Origin of the sequence: Lysinibacillus sp. NPDC058147 (genome assembly GCF_042884205.1) — a bacterium.
In the GTDB taxonomy this organism is placed as follows: domain Bacteria; phylum Bacillota; class Bacilli; order Bacillales_A; family Planococcaceae; genus Lysinibacillus.
This window is the reverse complement of the sequence record NZ_JBHVUJ010000002.1, coordinates 614198-635102: the sequence shown is the minus strand read 5'-3', so window position 1 is coordinate 635102 and position 20905 is coordinate 614198. Positions and strand designations below refer to the sequence as shown.

The window sequence follows — 20905 nt, the reverse complement described above, 5'->3', positions numbered from 1 at the left end:
GAGCATTGGAGGAATTTTTATGAATACATATTATAAGTGGATCATAGTATTAGTGGCTACGTTGTCACAGACTGCGGCAACATTTGTGACGTACGGTATGGGGCCAATTGCCACATTTTATCAAATTGAATGGAATTTATCATCACTCCAAACAGGTTTTATCGTTTCTGCCGTTAATATTGGCCCAATCTTTTCGATGATTATGTTCGGCTACTTGATGGATAAAAAAGGGGAGAAACAAATCATCGGATGGGGCTCTATTTTATTAGGATTCTCAGCTTTACTACTCATGTTGGTCAATAATTATGCAGTGTTATTATTTTTATTATTAATCGTGGGCGTATGGTACGGAAGTGCACAAACAGGGGGCAGCACCGCAATTGTGAAATGGTTCCCAGACAAACATCGTGGGCTAGCAATTGGCATTCGACAAACAGGCATCCCAATCGGTGGGGCGTTAGCCTCCGTTATTCTTACATATATGTACCATCATTATAGCCTGACATCGGTACATCTTGTGCAAGGCTTAGTAGCTATTGCCGGCGGAGTGCTCTTTTTACTGATCTATCAGGAGCCTAAAAAACGTGTAGCAGTAGCTGCGACCTCTATCACATTTAAAGAGAAGCTCGAAGCTATAAAAAATAATAAAGATTTATATCCAATTTATATTGTAGGAATTGTGATGATGACCCTACAAATGATACTTGTTGCCCATTTCATGAGTTATTTACATGCAGAAGGCGGTTATACCTTAACAGAGGCAGGGCAGTATTTAAGCCTTGTATTGCTTGGTGGAATGATTGGAAGGGTAGCCATTGCTTGGATTAGTGATCAATTTTTTGCACAGAAGAGGGAGCGTTTATTAATAATCGTAATGGCTAGTGCAGCTATTCTTACCGTCATATTGCCATTTATGCTACATGTGAAAATCTTAATGCTATTATGTTGTTTCATATTAGGCTTCGTTGGACTTGGCTGGTATTCATTGTATATCGCTTGTGTCACAGAACAATCGAATCCAAATTATGTTGGTCTAACTGTGAGTGCAGCCTTGACGTTGAATCAATTTTTTATAGTGATCGCTCCTTCGTTATATGGTTTTATGGTAACGACATTTTCAAGCTATCAAGTAGCATTGGATATTGTTGCATTAGTTGTCACTCTCGGTGCAATGAATTTATATAGAACGACGACCAAAAGTATGAAGAGTTCAAAAACGGCCGATCAAATTCAATGAATGATTAAAATTATTCGGTTCACATTCAGTTCATAAACTTGTTGTATCATCCGTTTATAGACAATATCTATAAAAACTTAGAATAATGATTTTCATCTGTTTCATGAAAAATGGAACGATGGTAATTAGCGAAGGAGGAAATACAATGGGTAATGTGAATAGAATGAAAAACCCTATAGCAAATAATGATTTGGCCATTGAAGCACATGGTCTCATCAAACACTTTGGAGATAATCGTGCAGTTGATGGTGTCGATCTAAACGTACGTGCTGGCACTATTTATGGTGTACTTGGTCCTAACGGAGCAGGAAAGACTACCACTATCAGAATGCTTGCAACCTTACTACGAGCAGATGCTGGGTCGGCACGAATATTTGGTTATGACATAGTGAAAGAACCACATATTGTTCGTCAATTAATTGGAGTTACTGGTCAGTATGCTTCTGTTGACGAGTCACTTAGTGCAACGGAAAATTTGATAATTTTCTCTCGCTTACTAGGATTGGGACGTACAGAGGCTAAAAATAAAGCGGCTGAATTACTGGAAGAGTTCGGTTTATCAGAAGCCGCTAAACGTCCGTTGAAAAATTTCTCTGGTGGTATGCGTCGTCGCTTGGACTTGGCAGCAAGTCTTATCGCACAGCCACCATTGATCTTCTTAGATGAGCCGACTACAGGCTTAGACCCTCGAACACGTAATCAAATGTGGGACACAATCCGTCGCTTAGTAGATACAGGATCAACCGTCCTATTAACGACACAGTATCTGCAAGAGGTTGATGAACTGGCAGATCGACTTGCCGTTATCGACCATGGCCGTGTTGTTGCGGAGGGGACAGTCGATGAACTAAAGGCGTCTGTAGGCACATCATCTTTACATTTGAACATTCAAAATCCTCAGGAGATCATAGTTGCTCGTGAAACCGTAGAAAAAATACTCAAAGTAAAAACTACGGTTACACAGGATATCGGAAAGATTACTGCCCCGATGGCAAATGTTGACGCAGTTACTGATTTACTGATCGCTCTTCGTGAAAAAGGAATACAACTTGATGAGTTCAGTGTACAAAAACCGACCTTAGATGAAGTGTTTTTGACAATTACCGGTGAGAATGTTCCCCAAGAACAGCTAGTAGAGGGGGAAAGAGTATGAAAAGTCAATTACTAAAGAAGCCGAGCTTCAATCAATCTTTAAGAAATTCGTTAACGATGGCCTATCGAGGTGTATTAAAAATTCGGCGTACACCAGAGCAATTGTTTGATGTAACACTTCAGCCGATTATTTTCACCCTAATGTTCACCTACATTTTTGGGGGAGCCATTTCGGGCAATGTGCAAAACTATTTGCCAGTCATTATTCCAGGGATTCTTGTGCAAACTGTCATCACTACCTCAATCGTTACAGGAGTTCAATTACGGGAAGATATGGATAAAGGAGTGTTCGACCGGTTTAAATCATTACCGATTGCACGTATTGCACCACTGGCTGGAGCTCTCTTGGCAGATACGATTCGTTATACTATTGCAACTGTACTTACTTTTACAATGGGATATATCATGGGATATCGACCAGAAGGTGGATTGGGGTATGTTGTACTTGCGGGGCTTTTAGTTATTGTCTGTGCCTGGGCTATAAGCTGGATCTTTGCCTTCTTTGGTGTCATTGCGCGTACAGCTTCAAGTGTACAGGGAATATCCATGCTCGTTCTGTTTCCACTGACATTTCTTTCTAACGCTTTTGTTCCAGCCGAGACCCTACCAAATTTCCTGCAATGGTTTGTGAAAATTAATCCAATTTCTCATCTTGTCACGGCCGTTAGAGAACTTTCAAATTCAGGAACTGTAGGTTGGGATTTGTCAGCTTCACTAATTGGAGCTGCAATCGTTGTTATTATTTTTGCGCCACTAACAGTTCGTGCTTATATGCGTAGAACATAGCAAAAATCTTTAAGTGTGTTTTGATTAAGCAATTGTCAAAACACGCTTTTTATTTTGGATTGTTGCGTAAAAGCAAATAATAAAAGTTGTAACTGTTGCTGATTCCTATAATAGGATAAAATGATGGAAAAAGGAATTGACTCAGCAAACGGAGGAATGCGTTGATGGATCAAGAAAAAAATTCGATTTGGATTGATGCAAGTATTGCTACAGTTTGGCGGGCTGTTACAGAGGAGCAGCTGCTAACGCAATGGTACGCCCCAGACTCAACTTGGGAAATTCCAAAATTAGAGGCTGGAGAAGAGATGATTTTCACGTTAATGCCGAATGAACAAAATCAGCTTGCGGAAAAATTACCTATAATGTTAACGATAAAAAACGTAACGCCAAATCAGGAGTTTTCGTTTTACTTAGGTATAGAAGAAACACTGATCGCTATTGACTTAGAGGAAGAACAAAATGGCACCACGGTCACTTTTAATACGAGCGGCTACGAGGCTTCTCTCGCAAGCTTAAAAGCTTTAGCAGAAAAAAATGATAGCCTTTAACATGTAAGTTAAGTTTCGTGAAAAATTTGATTTTTTCATGAAACTTTTTTATTGTTCATCAGTCTAACTGTAAATGCTTTTTTATAAAAGCAAAGGGGGCGAGCAAAATGTTAAAAGAACAGAAGGACGCTCACTTAACTAGAGCCATGACAATATACGGAGATTTTTTATTACGAGTTTGTTATACATATGTTCAAGATTGGACAGTGGCTGAAGATTTAGTACAAGATACCTTTGTTAAATATTATGAAAAAATGGAGCAATTTCGTGAAGAAGCTTCCATCAAAACATATTTATATCGAATTGCGATTAACAATTGTCATAGTTATCTTTCAAGCTGGCGTTATAAAAAAATACAAGCCATTGATTATTGGAGCAAATTAAAGAGCCTTTCCAATAATCCTGAAAAAGAAGTATTAATAGGAGAGACAGATGCATTGCTAGTGGCATCGATAGAGAAACTCCCGACGAAATACAAAGATGTACTACTACTATTTCACTTTGCAGAGTTTTCCTTAAAGGACGTTGCAGAATTGCTAAAGCTACCAGAAAATACAGTCAAAACACGATTAAGGCGAGCGCGTCAAATGGTTGGCATCACGCTATTGGAGGAGGGGTTCGAATATGGATCAGATTCGTAATGCCATCAACGAAATGTATAAGGAAGGTAAATTCTCTCATGAAAGTCATGGTAAAACGTTTCAAAAAATCAATCAAAAAACGAAGAGACGAACACCGTTAATGCCAATTATCCTATCAGTAGTCGTAACAGCTTGTCTGATCATCGGTTTAAAGATGATGCTTTTCCAACATGATATCCAATCAACGACGTCGACGGTTGTCGATTCAAATTTCTATCCAGAAAAGTCTGGGAGGGTGAAAGATTATAGCGTATTAACACAACCTTGGATGGTAGTAGGATCAGTGAGTTCTGTGTTCTTACTTATTTTTGCGATATTAGCATTCTTGAAAAAATGGTTTTGGCGAGTACTACTATGTATCGTCATTATTATCGCTATTTTAGGGAATATGTCTGAACGAATTGGGTACCGCGTTTACGTACAAAATGAAGCGGAGATTCAAAATTCGTTAAAGTGGATACCATTCCCTGATGGTGTGAAAATGAATGATACAATAACGATTCGTCAGTATAGACTAGGTTATTTTTCAAAGGATGACCTTCTTGGCATTTCAATATTCAAGCATGATGGAAAAGGCTATGCACTAGATTACTATATCCAGTATCAAGTCGATACACTGAGTCCTATTTATTTTAAAGACATCCACAATCTTTTTATTCCATTACTTAACAATCATAACATTGAAAAATTAATAATAGACACTGGGAACGAGCGTATTGAGAAAACAGTTGATTCGAATGATGCGCAATTAATATCAGTGCCTCTAAAATCAGAAATCGCTACTCCTCAATTGCTGATACATGCATTGGATCATGAAGGAAAGGCTTCTATTCTCTATAATACTTCACGTGTTTTCACCTATTAACAGCTGCCCCGTATGAATATGATGCTTTCATACGGGGGTCATTTTTGACATAACCATGGAAGGAGTGCTCACTACGTCTTAGGTCTTAGAAGATTTTAAAGCGGAGGGTCGTTTTTATAAATGAAAATTCCTATATAATGAAATTATTGGAATACTATTTTGCGGGAGGAAATTACATTGAAAAAATTTATGGGACTTGGTTTGGTAATAGGCGCCTCTTTAATTGCGCTTTCGGGGTGCAACTCAATCATACCAAGTAAAACCAAAGATGAAACAATCCTAGTCGAAAAGGATAAAGCAGAAAAACTAGATGTTGAATTACAGCTGGGTATTGGAGAAATTACAGTAGAAAAAGGTGCTAAGGATTGGGTTGAAGGTACTGCTCAATACAATATTGATAAACTGGCACCAAAAGTAAAATATGATTTACATGGCAAGACAGGAGAAGTATCGATTGACCATAAAGGCTCTACTAGCGTGCGTTTTGGGAAAATAAAAAATATATGGGATATTAAACTGAATGAAGATATTCCAATGGATCTCTCAGTCGAAACGGGCGCGTCGGATGCAGAACTAGACTTACAAGGGCTCCAGTTGGAAAAATTAGATATTAACACAGGTGTTGGCGATCTCAAAGTGAATTTAGGTGGCGATTGGAAAAAAAGCTTCGAAACGAATATTGAAACAGGTGTTGGGCAAACTACTGTCATTTTACCATCAGAAGTTGGGGTAAAGCTTACGACAGAAAACGGCATCGGATCATTAGATGTAGATGGCTTTATTTCTAAAGGCAAAGGGGTTTATGTAAACGAAGCGTATGATAAAGCAGATGTGAAAATAGAGGTCCATTCAGAAATGGGAGTTGGCGAAGTTACCTTTAAATTGGATAAATAAAGAAAAGTTTAGTAGGCTACTCTAGATGAAGTAGTCTACTTTTTTTGTAGAAAAATAGGTGACGGATAGATAGGTCAAAGTGGTGGATAGAAGAAATAAAGTACACGGTAAAAGATGGATAGAACGATCAAAATCGTGGAAAGAAGAGTCAAAAACGAGGATAGAGAGTCAAACGTGGAAAGAAGAGCCAAAAACGTGGATAGAACACTCAAAATCGTGGATAGAGGAGCTAAAAACGTGGATAGAGAGCCAAACGTGGAAAGAAGAGCCGAAAACGTGGATAGAACACTCAAAATCCTGGTTAGAAGAGCCAAAATCGTGGATAGAACACTCAAAATCCTGGTTAGAAGAGCCAAAATCATGGATAGAACTGTCAAAATCATGGATAGAACAAAAAAATGCACGATAGCAGAGCCAAAAGTGACGGATTGAACGTCAGCCCCAGCATTTGAAGAAGAACCACTGTATTTGCTTATCACCAAAATTCGGGTGAGAAATTTTTATTACATATGCAATTGGATATTGCTGGGCGACTCCTTGGGGTTAAATCATAGCGTCACAGTTGAAATCCTGGAGCGAGCAGGCAGAGGAACGAAGGCTAAAAACATCACATCCTGTGATAACGCCTTCGTGACCAACATCATGTTGGCCCAAGCGGCTCAGCGGACGCCCACAGGAAAGAGCCCAGTTGGAGCGGAAATCAACCCCACGTTATGTTGACGAGCTATTTTAGTTTATTAATAAAAAGATTTTTATCAAAGTGAAACCTTTTGATAGAGTTATTTACTCTAAGTATTGAAAGGAGGAAACAGCATGGAACATGACTTATCGATCGTCAAACAGGCTATTGCAGGAAATAAGGAAGCTTTTGAGCGGCTGCTCATTCTAGAGGAAGAAAAATTATATTATACTGCGCTTTCTTATGTTGGCCAAAAAGAGGATGCATTGGATGCTATTCAAGAAGCGGCATGTAAAGCCTATCTAACCGTTCATCAGCTTAAGCATCCGGAATTTTTCTCCACATGGCTGTTTCGCATTTTAATACATGAATGCTATCGTTTGCTAAAAAAAGGGCAGAAAATCATTCCTTATGAAGAAAGTGAATTATTAAATCGTTTACAGGAGCAAGAAAATGTTATTGCGAATCCAATCGATCTATCGGATGCTATACAGCATTTGAATCATTCTCAGCAAATGGCCATCATTTTATTTTATTATCGCGATTTACCGATTAAAGAAATTTCTGAAGTTATGGAAAAGCCGGTTAGCACTATTAAAACGTATTTGCATCGTGGAAAAAAACAATTAAAACGAGAATTAGAAAGGAGTGCAACGTTCAATGAAAAAGCCATTTAATGAAAACGGTACCCTTCCAGAATTCCCAAGAGAAGAGGTTCGAGCAGCAATTACAAATGGAATAAAACAAGCAGAGGAGCAATCAAATATGACTCAAACACCGGTACAAATGAAAAGAAAAAGTAAACGTAAACCATTATTATATGTAGCAAGTACGGCGGCCGCATTTAGTATTATGATAGGTTCTGCCGCATACGTATCACCAACTTTCGCAAGTACATTATCACAGCTACCAATTGTCGGGTCAGTATTTAGTAACTCCGGCTCCCTTGGGCTAAAACAAGCAAGTGAACAAGGGCTAACAAGCACTATTGGAGAAAAACATACAATTAACGGTATTTCCGTAACGATAGACGAAGTCCTATATGATGAATCTAATATTACGGTAGGATTTACAGTTGATTCTGAAAAAGAATTAAGTAAAGATTACTTTGGGGCAGGACTGGACTTTACTATTAATGGTAAAAACCCTGAAGTGGCATCTGGAAGCTTTGAAGAAAAGGTTATAAGTTCAACGGTTCATACAGGACTTGCAAGATTTGCCGTGATGGGGAAAATGCCGGATTCCTTTGAAATGGGCTTACTGTTAGAAGGGAAAGAAGGAGAACAATGGAAATTTACAGTTCCTGTTAAAAAGATTACCGATACTATTTATGTTCCGGTGAATCATCAGCAACAAGCAGAGGGCATTCAACTGGATGTGTCAAAAATTTCATTAAGCCCGTCAGGTATAGCACTTGACTATAAAGCTTCTGAAAAGGGTACAATTGATAATTCACAAGTAGGTGCATCGTTTATAGAATTCCGTATTACCGATCAGACTGGCAAGGAGATTACTTCGCATTCTGGTGGAGGAGAAGGTCATTTTGAAAATGGTGTATGGAACTTTAGCAGCATAAAGTCCTTTGACCCGATTACAGATGATGTTCAAAAATTAACGATAACTCCGTATTTAATGCTCCCTTCAGGCGGAGGCGGTGTACAAATTGATAAGAATGGCACAGAAACAAAAATTCCATTCGATAAGTCATCACTAAAAGAAGTGAAGTTCCAATCATTCACTGTAGAAGTACCTAAGCAAACTAAATAAACATTCAAGCGCCAAATACAACCTTTGTATTTGGCGCTTATTTTATGTTAGTTTATAGAAAGCAACTGAAAGAAGGAGCGAACGGATTGAAGATTTATACATATAAACAACCAGCGGCAATTGAATCAACAGAGGAAGTAGCCATTTTAAATGAAGCGGGGGAAGTATCGTCTACTGTTCAGCGTGTTTATTCGAATGGCTTGAAAAGGGCATTTGACCGCACGATGGACTATCGATACTTTGTACGTTTTGATGTCAGTGATGTCGCGGGTCAGCCTCTTTTTACATGTAAGAAAGTATCGCGTCGTGGGCGAGTGCATTTTAAAGGGAAGGATTTCGTCACTGGCAAAGAGTATATGATTGCCTATGATGGCTGGCAAATTATGATTCCTGACTTAATCATCACGGATGATGTCCAAACAATAAAACTCAACAAGGAAATGGAGGACTGGTCCGTATTTTCATTAGAGGATCAACCAATTGCACGTTGGCAGGCAGTCTTTTGTGAAACTCATTTTGAGATTACCCTACAAATTGAAGAAAACAGTCCAGTGCAACATGAAGGCTTTTTTATTGCGATTGGACAGGCTGTGTTGTTTGTAGGAGCGTAAGATGTCGATAAATTTGAAAAAGTGTCCGATAAAACGAAAAAGTTGGGCGATAAACAGAAATAGTTAGGCGATAAATCAGAAAAATAGGGTATTAAATTGAAAAGTTTGAGCGATAAATGAAAAAAAGACCTTCTGCTACTTAAGCGGCTAAAATTGTTTATCAAATAACAAGAAATTAGATCATCATTGAAGGAATCTGCCTATCTTTACTAGAAGGTCATATAGACACAATAATAAAGGGGTGATTCGTTGCGATTAACTAAAGGGATTTCAGGTTTTGATGCAGACCATCTAATTGAACAGGATATGCGATCTTTCCAGTCGATGGTTTATCATTTAGTTACAAGTGAACAACGAGCAAAAGCGGTACAATTTATTGATCAGCCTCATTTTGTTTATATGCAAGCGGTGATTCAACTGGAAGATGAACGTTTGACGATACTTCATCATAGACTGATGCCTTATATTGCGTTTGCTAAGTTTGATGAAGAGCTTAGCTTTCAATTTTTAACAAAAACTCAATTACACAAATATTTTCCGATGCGTAAATGCCTTACTGCCGATACACTAAACACATTGTTGATGCAGGATAAGGAGTTGCATAGTTTATCTGAGTTGGAATGGAAATACATTTCACACTTTGATAGTAAAACAATCGGAGATGTTATGTTTAATTATTGGGATTAATATTTAAATAGAAGGAACAGCCTACTTTTGAGGTTGTTCTTTTTTATATAAAAAGTCCTGTTATGATATTTTTGGTAGTCAATTTGTTAGAAAATTATGGCTATAATAATCTGCTGAATATTACATAAAAATCATCTAATTATTTCATTTAATCTAGGTAAAATTCCAAATCAATCCAAATCCTGCTCAGGAGTGTTAGATTACTAATGGTGTGCAAATTATGACAATGCACATTAGATTGCATTTGGAAAGTAAGGAGAATTTGAAATGAATTTTAAGTCAATTAGTAAAAGAATCGTTTTTTCCTTCAGCATTGTAGTAGCAGTAGTGGTTTTATACATTGGTTACAATTTTTATGCAGTCAACCAAAGCAACAGCGCAACGGAACGAATTATAGATGAAGAAATGCAATTACTAATTACAGATTATGAGGAAGCCCAGACGATAGGGCTAAGGATTGCGGCAGCTAGAGGATATGTACTTTCTGGAGATGAAAAGTATAAGAAAATTTTTGAAGATAATGTCAAGCATGCTGATCAGAATGAGAAAATACGTTTAGCAATATCAGAGACAGGTGATTTCAACAAACTTGCGGAAATGGCTAAAGAATGGAGCAGTTATGTTGAAAAAGAAGTATTTACTGTTTATGATCAAGGCCAAATTGAACAAGCAACAAAAAATTTAGCAACTATGAGTGATGAGGCTACGGAAATACGTGAAGGCTTTGAGGGGTTAGCAGAACATCGGAAGCAATCGATTAATACGACTGGTGCAGACATTGTCAGTGATGGCGAGACTAAGCAGCTTACAGGTATAATCGTCGGTATTGTGATTGTTATCGTTTCGATCGTGATTGCATTATTAAGTGCTCGATTCATTTCTAGACCAATCATCGCTGTAACAAATCGTATGCAACGAATTACTGAAGGTGATTTAAGTGAGCCTGCACTAGTGGTGAAATCAAAAGATGAAGTAGGCCAGCTTACAGAAGCGACAAATAAGATGTCCGAAATTTTGAACCGTTTATTAAAGCAAATTCAAACCGTGTCTAATGACGTGGCTGCACATAGTGAAGAGCTTATGCAATCAGCGACAGAGGTGAAAACTGGAACGGAACAAATTGTCGATACGGTTACAGAAATAGCAAGTGGCACAGAGGTTCAGGCGAGTAATGCGTCAGATGTAGCTACGACAATGACAGGATTCACATTGAAGATGACAGATGTCAATAATAACAGTTCGGATGTTCAGCAATATTCCCAAAATGTCATGGCTTTAACGAAAGAGGGCCAAGGTTTAATGGATGCATCTACAGAGCAAATGACATCCATCCATCATATTGTGAAGGATGCTGTATATAAGGTAGACGAACTTAGTAAACAAACACAGGATATTTCAAAAATCGTGGCAGTGATTCAGGATATTGCCGCACAAACGAATTTACTGGCGCTTAATGCAGCTATCGAAGCGGCAAGAGCTGGAGAGCATGGTAAAGGATTTGCGGTCGTTGCAGATGAGGTTCGTAAACTTGCAGAACAAGTAGCAGTCTCAGTGGATGATATCACGGATATCGTACAAAAAATCCAACAAGAATCGAACATGGTGACATCTTCTCTGGAAAACGGCTATCAAGAGGTTGAGAAAGGTACCGCTCAAATTGCATCTACAAATGAAACATTCGGCCACATTGCAGAGGCTGTGTACTCAATGTCAACTAACATAGACAACATGAAGACAAAGCTAGAAGACGTAGTACAAAACACTGTCAATATTAATAAATCAGTGGATGAAATTGCAGCTGTATCGGAGCAATCGGCTGCAGGCATACAAGAAACTTCGGCAACGATCGAACAAGCAGCAAACTCGATGGATGAAATCAAAAACAGTTCATCCAATTTAGCGGACATGGCAGAGAAACTCAACGATCTTGTTAGGAAATTTAAATTGTAATTTTGGACATACATTTAATGCGTGTAAGTGTAAATGCTTCACCGAAAATTAAAAATCTGTTAAACCAGCAATTGACGAGGAAATCTTGTGATTGCTGGTTTTTTATGGTGTTGAGGAGGGATAGAGGATTTATATAAATAGCTTTCCCTAAATAGGGTTGTCATCGATCTATATACAAACAGGTTCTAAAATATTTATACAAAATTGAATAATACGAAGTTCAATGGGGATATAAATAAAATAAAACCGACAATAGGAGTGTAGAGATGGCGACACTTGTTGTAAAGAGAGGAATTATGCACCGATACCAAAACATTGGGCAGGCGATTCAAGAGGCAGAGCCGGGAGATTTTATTGAAATCCGGGAAGGGATATATGAAGAAAGCTTCGAAATTTCCAAAAGGCTGACACTTTATGGAGTGGGGAATGTGACCATTAAAGGTGGCGTTTTTATACGCTATCGAACACTTGTAAATATGCGGAATTTGCGTTTTACTCAAGGGCAGGGCATTTATGTAAAGGGAGATTTACAGCTGGAAAATTGTGTCGTTGAGCAGCAAATGGTGCAGGCACAAGTGACTGTTAGCTTTGGGAGTCTCATGATGAAAAATGTTGATATTTTAGCGAGCCCTGTCAATCATTTTGGCTTACGTATTGATAATGGTTCGAGCGTTATTCTTGTGGATACGACTATCCAGCATCATGTAAAGGCTCAAATCTCTGCACAGAAAAGTGATATCGCAATGACAAATTGTATGCTGTTGGAAGGCCGAACGAATGGCATTATTGCAATACAGGATGTAAAGATGGAGATGACGGATTGTGAAATTCATGGACATCAAAAGGCGCAAATTGTTGCAGCCTCCAGTTCAATTTCAATGACCAATACACTTATTCACCAAGGGCAAGATATAGGGATGCAAGTTTTCGATAGCTCGAAACTAACGATGGATGGCTGTGAAATCAAACAACATCAAGACACGCACATTGTTGTTCATCAAAGTGAGTTGTTGGTGACGGATTCTATCTTATCTGATGGAGCTGGGAATGGCCTTTATCTTGGAGAGAACTCTAAGGGGATATTGTATGATTGTAAGTTCCATCGACATGTGAAGTCACAGTTGTTAATTGAAAATAGTAAAGCGGAGTTGCGTACATGTAAAATAGAAAAGGGAGAAGCAACAGGAGTAACGATTGCCAATGAAGCCGATGTATCAATGACAGAGTGTGATCTCCAAGAACACCCGCAATTTCACTTTATTATTGACTCAAGCGGTTTAAAGCTCCATCAGTGTATGATTCAATATGGGCAGGCAGGTGGTATTTATGGCAATGATCACGCCAAGATTACGCTTCAGAACACAACAATTCGAGAGCTCAAAAGTCATCACCTTTATATAAATAATGCTCGATTATTTACTGATAATTGTACTTTTGAAGACATTAGTGGGAATGCGATTACTTGTATTGATGCTATCTTTGAAGTCGCGAATAGTGAATTTAAAACCTGTCATGAAGGCCCGTATGCAATAGTTTGGTCTGATAAGTCGATGGGGCGTATTGAGCATTGTACGATCGATAAAGCAGATCGTCCATTTTTAGCCATGTCTAATCAATCTTTACTGGAGATGGTTTACACAGATCTAACGGCTGTAAAAATACCGGCTATTGTACAGGGGAAGAGTCAGTTATTTATCGAAGGGTATACAAAAGAGACGATATGGAAGAAGGATACAACGTCTAGAATAGTTTATTTGCCTGTCAATTCTAGTGACAAAACAAAGCACGTTGTATTAACAAATGATATCCAAAAACTAGACGGTGGATTGCGAATACCACTCGAAAATTTACAAAAACTTAACAAAACTCTTCTGAAGAATAATATTAATAAAACAGTGTAATAACCGAATAATAAAGTAGGATAAGTAGTTTCAATTATTTTGAAATTACTTTTTTTATGAGATAAAAGCCCTGTAATAACGAGGGGAAAAGTATAATTAAGATGAATACATATTAAAAAAGTGAGTGTTCTATCTGCTACCATTAGATCATTACAATCTAAAGCATATTTTTATGTAAACGGTTTCTAATTGTGATAAATAGGATGTGACGAAGAATGCTAAAATTCGACAAAAGGGCTTGTTATTTTTATAATAGAATTAATAGGTGACAAAAAATATTGTTATAGTACCTTCATTAGAAAATTATTAATTTAATAACAATGATTTTTTAAAGAGGTTAAATTATTATTAAATTAATGTAGATATTGGATTGATTAATTTCCATGTTATATCCTATAATCAGTAAAAATGGTTCATAGAATGTTTGTATTAGTTCGTTGTTTGAGAAATATGAATAATGTTTGTAAAATAATAAATGGATGAATTAGAGGTGAAAAATATATGTTTGGACTTTCGAAAGAAGAAATGATGTTAATGCTTGAGAAGGTGGGATTAGAAGAGAAGCAAAAAAATGCAATTGCGGACATCCTGCATCTTAACAATATGCAAATTGAGCAACAACTTGCATATATTATCCATTTAATAATTGATGAGCGCGAAAGAAATATTTCAAACAGTACATATTTAAATTAATTAGATTTTTTGATAAATTACATATCTGTTATAAGAATATATTAAATTGACAATTTGACATGATCAAATCGATTATTATTTTTCTTACTTATATTTGAATAAAATCACAAGTGCTATGAATTTACTAAATACGAAGCGCTTGTGATTTTTTTAACATTTTTTATAGGCACTTCTTCCAAAGCAGCTTGTTTAGTCATAGGGTATCCCCTTCCTGAAATGGTAAAAATTGAAACTTTTTTATGTTGAGAACGTATTATGAAGATAGATATATATAGGGAGGGGAGTACTTTGAAGCAAGCGTTAATGGTACTTGATATTCAAAATGATTATTTTAGTGATCAAGCTCGAATGACTGTAGCAAAGCATCAAATTGAGCCAACTATAAATAGCATTAATGACCTTATTAAAAGGGCTGAAAAGTCGAATGTTCCGATCATCTATATTAGAAATGAGTTTGCGCGCACGGATGTACTCTCAAATCTTTTACGAAAATTTACTGCATTAAAAGGCAGTAAAGGTGCTGAATTGGATGACCGTCTATCAAAAGTCAAGGGTGCGTATTTTTCAAAAAAGAAAGCGGATGCATTTAGCAATCCTAGCTTAATAACGTATTTAAATAATAATGGCATAAACAAATTAATAGTAACAGGAGTTTTTATTGAGGGCTGTGTAACTGCAACAGTGGAAGGGGCTAAAGCTAGAAATTTTATTGTTACTGTTGTGGAGGATGCGGTCGCAGGTGCTACTGATCAAAGTAGAGAGGTGGCCTTAACAAAACTAGCTAGACAAGACATCTTAATCCTTAGTTCGATGCAAATTTTTAAAAGTGAAAATGATAAGGTGGAATGTTGAAATGACGCTTTTACAACGATTAATTGAGCAAGCTAAGAAACCAAGGGGATTCGTAGGTTCAATGATGTTACGAATTATGAATAAGGCACATAGTGGGATGAATACTTGGCTAATGAAACAGGAAGCTATAAATGATGGCGATATTGTGTTAGATATTGGATGTGGTGGTGGAAAAACACTTCAATCCTTATCGAAAATTAATCCAAGTGGTAAAATCTATGGGATAGACTTTTCTGCGCAGGCTGTCAAAGACTCTATAAAAACAAATCAGATGGATGTAGCAAATGGAAAAGTGATTGTGACGCAAGCTAGTGTGTCGAACATTCCTTACACGGATCAGTTTTTCGATACAATTACAGCATTTCAAACGCATTATTTTTGGCCAGACTTAGCAAATGATGTGAAGGAAGTATTTAGAGTATTGAAGGACGATGGGAAGTTTATTATAATTTCGGAGCTCTATAAAATTAATTATCATATGAAAGCCTATAAAACCAAATCTGAAATTAAGCAGTTGTTTGAAAGTATTGGATTTCAAAGCGTTACGATAAGGGAAAACACACAAAAAGGATGGCTTTGTATAACAGGGCTGAAATGATACATAGAAAATGGAGGATATATATATGAAAAGATGTGAATGGGTGAAGTTAGATGAACCTTTATATGTTGAGTATCATGACAAGGAATGGGGTATACCCGTCTATGATGATCAGCATTTATTTGAGATGCTCTGTCTAGAAGGAGCACAAGCTGGACTTAGTTGGTGGACAATCCTACAAAAAAGAGATGGCTACCGAGCAGCATTCGACCAATTCGATGCATCGAAAATCATTCTCTATACGGAAGACAAGCTACAAGAGCTTCGTCAGGATTCTCGCATCGTTCGTAATAAACTTAAAATTGCTAGTGTTGTGACGAATGCCCAAGCTTTTTTACGTATACAGGAGAAATATGGTTCCTTCTCTGAATATATTTGGGGCTTTGTAGATCATCAGCCAATCATCAATGAATGGTCATCCATAGCAGATGTACCTGCTACAACAGAAATTAGTGAAATAATGAGCAAGCAATTAAAAAAAGACGGCTTTAAATTTGTTGGTAGTACGATTTGCTATTCATTTATGCAGGCAACAGGGATGGTTAATGATCATGTCGTAGATTGTGTTTGTCGCAGAGAGGGGGCAGCTAATGGAAATTGATGATATTAAGGCACAGCTAGTGAGACAGGCAACGATTTTTGAAACAGGTGGGTTTAGACCCACACATGACCTGCTAGAAAGCTGGATTGGCTATGTAGGATGGTCATTACCTGGAGAACAGAGGCCACAAGGGTTTCAGCCACTAGCAACATTATTTTTAAAGGACCTTCCTTTTGTACCTGTATCTCTGCAGAATATTGAGCTTCTAACGTTATTTATCAATGAAGAAATATTTGATCACCTTATAGAAGATGATCTTAGCGACTTTTTTGAAATAAGAGCATATACATCTATAGAAGGGTTAATCCAGCAACATTGGCAGCATGACCGTATTCGTTCTTTCCCACTACTTCCAAAACTTATTGATAATGATTATCCGACATGGGATGGAGGAGGGATTCCATCAGATGTGGAGGATGAAATTTTGAGGCTAGAGCACGAGGAGGATTTTGAGTATTTCGATGATATCGTAGACGAAATATATGCTGTTCATAAAATAGGTGGCTATCCCGCTTTTTGTCAAAGTGGTCGTGATTACGGTGAGGAATTTCCGTTTGTACTTCAGATTGCCTCAGACGAGAAAGCTCATTTCAATATCGTCGATAATGGAAATTTCTATTTCTTTTTTAATTCCGAAGTAAATGAATGGCGTGTTCATTGTGATTTTTATTAGTAGTAAGGTCATCGTTCGTTCAAAAAAGAAGGAAATACAGCATTCTTCAATAGATGTTACATTCATTGATGACTTGATGAGGAGGAATGAAGATGAGGAGGCAGACTTCCGAAATTAGGAGAGTAAAGAAGGTGAAGAGAATGGAAAACAAAACAGTTATTAAGAGTGGTATTAGCTTTGGCTCGGTATTGGCCATTACTATTTCGTGGAGTGTAAATCATTCAATAATATGGGCGATCATACATGGTTGTTTAAGTTGGTTGTATGTAATTTATTACGCACTAATAAGATAAATAATGACTAGCATGTGGAATCCAATCAAAGATGCAAAGATGAGTGTGGAACCTAACACTGTGCAATGGTTTAGAGGAACATTGCATTGTATACATACAATAGTGAATGTGTGCTTCGTTCATAACTTTTGAGCATTTAGCATAAATAACAAAGTGCTCTTTTTTCGATGAAAAGCTCATATTAAGAAAGAATACTTACAACTTTCCACGTATCGTAGAAGAAAGGTTGATTGGATGACACATCAAGTGACCGCCACGAGCAATATTGACTTTAATGCTACAGGCGTTGATGAAATATTACAAAATGTAGCTTTTATATTATCTACTTTCGTAATATCTTGCCCTTTTTACAGAGATTTTGGTCCACCTTTCCAGCTTGTCAAAAGACGTAATACCGCACGTCTTATTGAAAGCATTCAACGTTTCGTGCCACAAGCTATAGTTATAGATGTTGATTATCTCGGAGATGCATATGTAGGAAAATTAGAACCCGTTGTGAAAGTCATCGTAAACGAATAAGACAAAGGTGAATTTTATCCGTTACCTTACACCAATTTGCCAGGCTATTTAAAAAATTAGCCTGGCAAATTTTAATAGTTTTGTAAAATTTCAAAGTGGGATTAATTCATTAAGATAAGCGTATTCTATTAAAAAGAAGAAATGGAGAGAATGTATGAGAGGGTTAATAAAAGGCCTTTTTGTTTTATTTTCCTTAATCGTAATAACTGCAGCCTTGATTAAGTATAATCAGCCTTCAATTGAGAGACCCATTGTTCAAAATAATCCCGATACAAATTATGCTGATGAAATTGGTGACAAATTACAAAATGTGAATTTTACACAAAAAATAATAGTAGCGTTACGAGCAGCAGGCTATTTTCCAGATAGTACAATCGGCTATTTAATTGAATCTCCAAACAATCAAGTAATCACTATACAATTACATAATTTAGATAAATTTGATAAAAGTACAGAAAGCGAAATCCAAAATATCGTCAACAGTATTGCAGAAAATAATGATCTTCAGTTGTTTATCGTTAATCTCAAACTTGTTGATGTTCATTAGCAACGCTAAAGGATGATTAGGGATCTCTAATAGTTACAAAAAATTTATGTGCTATAATCAAGAAAAGAGGTGATCATTCTGAGAATTTTAGTTTTAGGTGCCACTGGGCGCGTTGGTAGCCAAATAGTTTCCCTAGCGTTACGAGATAAACATAGCGTTACAGCTTTCGTACGTAACCTAAATAAGCTGCAAATAAATGATGAAAATTTACATATTGTACAAGGGAATGTATTAGAAAAACAAGATATAGAAAATGTCATGAAGAATGTAGACATTGTGATCAGTGCATTAAACACAGATGGCACAAATATATTAACTGAAAGTATGCCGCTAATTCTTGACGCAATGGAAAAAGTACATGTGAAAAGAATAATAACTATTGGAACAGCTGGTATTCTTCAAAGTCGTCTGACGCCGAGTATTTTACGTTATCAATCGAGCGAATCAAAAAGAAGATCAACCTTTGCCGCAGAGGAGCACCATAAAATCTATCATTTATTAGAGAAATCTAACACTGATTGGACAATCGTCTGCCCTACATACTTACCAGATGGTGAATACACAGGAACTTATCGTTTCGAACGAGACTTTTTACCGGATGGTGGGGTAGAAATATCTGTAGCAGATACCGCAGAGTTTGCCTATCAACAAATTCAGAGTAAGGAATTTGTGAAATCGCGTGTAGGAATTGCGTATTAGATTTTCAAACGCGTAATTAATTATAAGAAGAGACAAAAAGAGACTGAAAAAATATGTTTTAAAGGTTGGTAGAACTTTGTTTAGCATAAGGGGGGCGTTAATCGAAAAGGGTTAACGTTTTTTTTTGTTAGGAAATTAAAAATTCGCATGTGTATAAAGTGGAGAATAAGTAAGAATCAATTAAAAATATTGAAACATTGATCTGGCTATAGAAGATGATTCATTTTTTGAATATAAGACTTTTGAATATAGAGGATTACCAGGGGATATATGGAATTAATAAACTAAGATGTGAAATTAAATGGAAGGTCCTAAAGATTGAAAATAGGCTAATATTAAAGTGAGGAGTGGATAATATTTCTAATCATAAAAGAAGTTGGCTTTATATTGTAACTACCTTTTTAATATTCCTTTATTATGGTGGAATTTTATTTTTGTATCTTCAAGATGTAATAGGTGGAATTTCTTTTGTTGCTATACTATTGCTTAGTTTTATCATCTTATTAATAGCCCGGATCTTACTGAGAAACGAAATATATAAAAGAAGAATCACGCTCGCTACTTGTATCATGTTCTTGCTGTTTTGTTTCGAATTACCACTAATATTTTATGAAGGAACTTCTCATGTCGCATACATATACACAGAGCCATTACATGCCAAAGGTAGTGAAATCTATTTAATAGGCGTAAATAGAGTAGAATTTCAATTTATGGAGAGTACTCAATCTGTTGAAGATCTTTTAAATAAACAGCAAGTTCCTTTTGTAAATGTGGTTGAAATTACGAATTTAGTTCTTTATAAGAGTAAAAATCAGCAAATATTAAAGTGGCTTCATCTTCAGAAGAATGAAGTAGAGCAAATGAAAGACAACGTTAATCATTATCTAGGTAAAGAAGATGTACGTATTAATGAATTTTTTAATCAGGATAATATTGATGGAAATAGTGCTGGGTTAGGCCTAGCACTAACAGGGCTCATTATACGAGGAGATTTACAAAACAATGTAGCAATTGCAGTGACTGGAGCAATAAGCGAAACGGGTGACGTCTTACCAATAGGGGTACTAAAAGAAAAAATGCTGATCGCAGAAAAAAACGGTTTACCTTTTATGATTATCCCCTCTAAAAATGCAGAAGAAGCGGCACAGATTCAAAAGGAGCAAAATATCAACATGAAAATTTTGAATGTGTCTCATATCGATGAAGCTGTTCAATTAATTAATGAGATGAACGATAAAATTAAATGAAAAAGGCGTCCTAATGACATCTTTTCTTTTCGCCTATAGGCTAAAAAATAAATTCATCTTCAAAAATGAAAGGTGACCTCCTGAAAAAGATTTTAAAGGCCAGATTCTCTTAAAAAACTTTATTGTGTAATCATTACCCCAAAATAGTCGGATCATACATTTTTCTTTGCCATTTCGCCATAATGTAATAACATCTAATTCTACTAGTTTTTGAAGGCTGCTTTGTATGAATTCATTATTACAACCAACTAAAAATAAACTAATTAATACCACAAATAATAAACAGGATTTTTTCTTCAATATTCCACCTCTCACATAAGACATGCTTCTAAACAGTTTCACTCGCCAAATTAATCAGGCTGAAATTTACAGTTTAATGGAAAATTATAATTGGTATATACTACCTATTTCTTAAGTGCTTCAGGTAAAATAATGGTGAATGAGAAGGTAATTGACAAAGTGTAT

General features: G+C 36.6%; 23 protein-coding genes. All 23 read left to right on the top strand.

Features of this window, described 5'->3' with window-relative positions:
• Positions 1 to 4 precede the first annotated feature (4 nt).
• The 23 genes from ACFVT8_RS08595 to ACFVT8_RS08485 all read left to right on the top strand — a co-directional run bounded on the left by ACFVT8_RS08595 (position 5) and on the right by ACFVT8_RS08485 (position 20440).
• Complete coding sequence (locus tag ACFVT8_RS08595; RefSeq protein WP_387083392.1) at positions 5 to 1237, top strand: MFS transporter; 1233 nt, start codon at positions 5 to 7, stop codon at positions 1235 to 1237.
• A gap of 145 nt (positions 1238 to 1382) precedes the next feature.
• Positions 1383 to 2390: an ATP-binding cassette domain-containing protein gene (locus ACFVT8_RS08590; RefSeq protein ID WP_387083193.1), complete on the top strand. Its 1008-nt coding sequence runs from the start codon at positions 1383 to 1385 to the stop codon at positions 2388 to 2390.
• The gene (locus ACFVT8_RS08585; protein ID WP_387083192.1) at positions 2387 to 3175 is read left to right on the top strand and encodes an ABC transporter permease; all 789 of its coding nucleotides are present in this window, start codon (positions 2387 to 2389) and stop codon (positions 3173 to 3175) included. Before ACFVT8_RS08590 ends, ACFVT8_RS08585 begins: the two co-directional genes overlap by 4 nt.
• Before the next feature lie 164 nt (positions 3176 to 3339).
• Complete coding sequence (locus ACFVT8_RS08580; RefSeq protein ID WP_387083191.1) at positions 3340 to 3723, top strand: SRPBCC family protein; 384 nt, start codon at positions 3340 to 3342, stop codon at positions 3721 to 3723.
• Positions 3724 to 3830: 107 nt separating this feature from the next.
• The gene (locus ACFVT8_RS08575) at positions 3831 to 4364 is read left to right on the top strand and encodes a sigma-70 family RNA polymerase sigma factor (protein WP_387083190.1); all 534 of its coding nucleotides are present in this window, start codon (positions 3831 to 3833) and stop codon (positions 4362 to 4364) included.
• Positions 4348 to 5229, top strand: coding sequence for a hypothetical protein (locus tag ACFVT8_RS08570; protein WP_387083189.1), 882 nt, complete (start codon positions 4348 to 4350; stop codon positions 5227 to 5229). The genes ACFVT8_RS08575 and ACFVT8_RS08570 overlap by 17 nt, the downstream gene beginning before the upstream one ends.
• 177 nt (positions 5230 to 5406) lie before the next feature.
• Positions 5407 to 6123: a toast rack family protein gene (locus ACFVT8_RS08565; protein WP_387083188.1), complete on the top strand. Its 717-nt coding sequence runs from the start codon at positions 5407 to 5409 to the stop codon at positions 6121 to 6123.
• A gap of 114 nt (positions 6124 to 6237) precedes the next feature.
• Positions 6238 to 6555, top strand: coding sequence for a hypothetical protein (locus tag ACFVT8_RS08560; RefSeq protein WP_387083187.1), 318 nt, complete (start codon positions 6238 to 6240; stop codon positions 6553 to 6555).
• Positions 6556 to 6936: 381 nt separating this feature from the next.
• Entirely contained in the window at positions 6937 to 7479 is a 543-nt protein-coding gene (locus tag ACFVT8_RS08555; RefSeq protein WP_387083186.1) for a sigma-70 family RNA polymerase sigma factor, read from the top strand.
• On the top strand, positions 7463 to 8569 hold the full coding sequence (locus ACFVT8_RS08550; protein WP_387083185.1) for a DUF4179 domain-containing protein: 1107 nt from the start codon (positions 7463 to 7465) through the stop codon (positions 8567 to 8569). The genes ACFVT8_RS08555 and ACFVT8_RS08550 overlap by 17 nt, the downstream gene beginning before the upstream one ends.
• 86 nt (positions 8570 to 8655) lie before the next feature.
• Positions 8656 to 9180, top strand: coding sequence for a tubby C-terminal domain-like protein (locus tag ACFVT8_RS08545; RefSeq protein ID WP_387083184.1), 525 nt, complete (start codon positions 8656 to 8658; stop codon positions 9178 to 9180).
• Between the two features lie 249 nt (positions 9181 to 9429).
• Positions 9430 to 9867, top strand: coding sequence for a hypothetical protein (locus ACFVT8_RS08540; protein ID WP_387083183.1), 438 nt, complete (start codon positions 9430 to 9432; stop codon positions 9865 to 9867).
• 267 nt (positions 9868 to 10134) lie between these two features.
• Positions 10135 to 11817, top strand: coding sequence for a methyl-accepting chemotaxis protein (locus tag ACFVT8_RS08535; RefSeq protein ID WP_387083182.1), 1683 nt, complete (start codon positions 10135 to 10137; stop codon positions 11815 to 11817).
• A 266-nt stretch (positions 11818 to 12083) separates the two neighbouring features.
• Positions 12084 to 13718, top strand: coding sequence for a right-handed parallel beta-helix repeat-containing protein (locus ACFVT8_RS08530; protein ID WP_387083181.1), 1635 nt, complete (start codon positions 12084 to 12086; stop codon positions 13716 to 13718).
• A gap of 501 nt (positions 13719 to 14219) precedes the next feature.
• The gene (locus ACFVT8_RS08525; protein WP_387083180.1) at positions 14220 to 14411 is read left to right on the top strand and encodes a hypothetical protein; all 192 of its coding nucleotides are present in this window, start codon (positions 14220 to 14222) and stop codon (positions 14409 to 14411) included.
• A gap of 288 nt (positions 14412 to 14699) precedes the next feature.
• Entirely contained in the window at positions 14700 to 15263 is a 564-nt protein-coding gene (locus ACFVT8_RS08520; protein ID WP_387083179.1) for a cysteine hydrolase family protein, read from the top strand.
• Position 15264: 1 nt separating this feature from the next.
• On the top strand, positions 15265 to 15861 hold the full coding sequence (locus ACFVT8_RS08515; protein ID WP_387083178.1) for a class I SAM-dependent methyltransferase: 597 nt from the start codon (positions 15265 to 15267) through the stop codon (positions 15859 to 15861).
• Between the two features lie 25 nt (positions 15862 to 15886).
• Entirely contained in the window at positions 15887 to 16462 is a 576-nt protein-coding gene (locus ACFVT8_RS08510; protein WP_387083177.1) for a DNA-3-methyladenine glycosylase I, read from the top strand.
• On the top strand, positions 16452 to 17135 hold the full coding sequence (locus tag ACFVT8_RS08505) for a DUF1963 domain-containing protein (RefSeq protein WP_387083176.1): 684 nt from the start codon (positions 16452 to 16454) through the stop codon (positions 17133 to 17135). Before ACFVT8_RS08510 ends, ACFVT8_RS08505 begins: the two co-directional genes overlap by 11 nt.
• Before the next feature lie 527 nt (positions 17136 to 17662).
• Positions 17663 to 17947, top strand: coding sequence for a hypothetical protein (locus ACFVT8_RS08500; protein WP_387224248.1), 285 nt, complete (start codon positions 17663 to 17665; stop codon positions 17945 to 17947).
• Positions 17948 to 18101: 154 nt separating this feature from the next.
• A complete protein-coding gene (locus ACFVT8_RS08495; RefSeq protein WP_387083174.1) occupies positions 18102 to 18494 on the top strand; it encodes a hypothetical protein in 393 nt (130 codons plus the stop codon).
• A 78-nt stretch (positions 18495 to 18572) separates the two neighbouring features.
• The gene (locus ACFVT8_RS08490; protein ID WP_387083391.1) at positions 18573 to 19193 is read left to right on the top strand and encodes an NAD(P)-dependent oxidoreductase; all 621 of its coding nucleotides are present in this window, start codon (positions 18573 to 18575) and stop codon (positions 19191 to 19193) included.
• A gap of 710 nt (positions 19194 to 19903) precedes the next feature.
• Entirely contained in the window at positions 19904 to 20440 is a 537-nt protein-coding gene (locus ACFVT8_RS08485) for a S16 family serine protease (protein WP_387083173.1), read from the top strand.
• Positions 20441 to 20905: the final 465 nt, after the last annotated feature.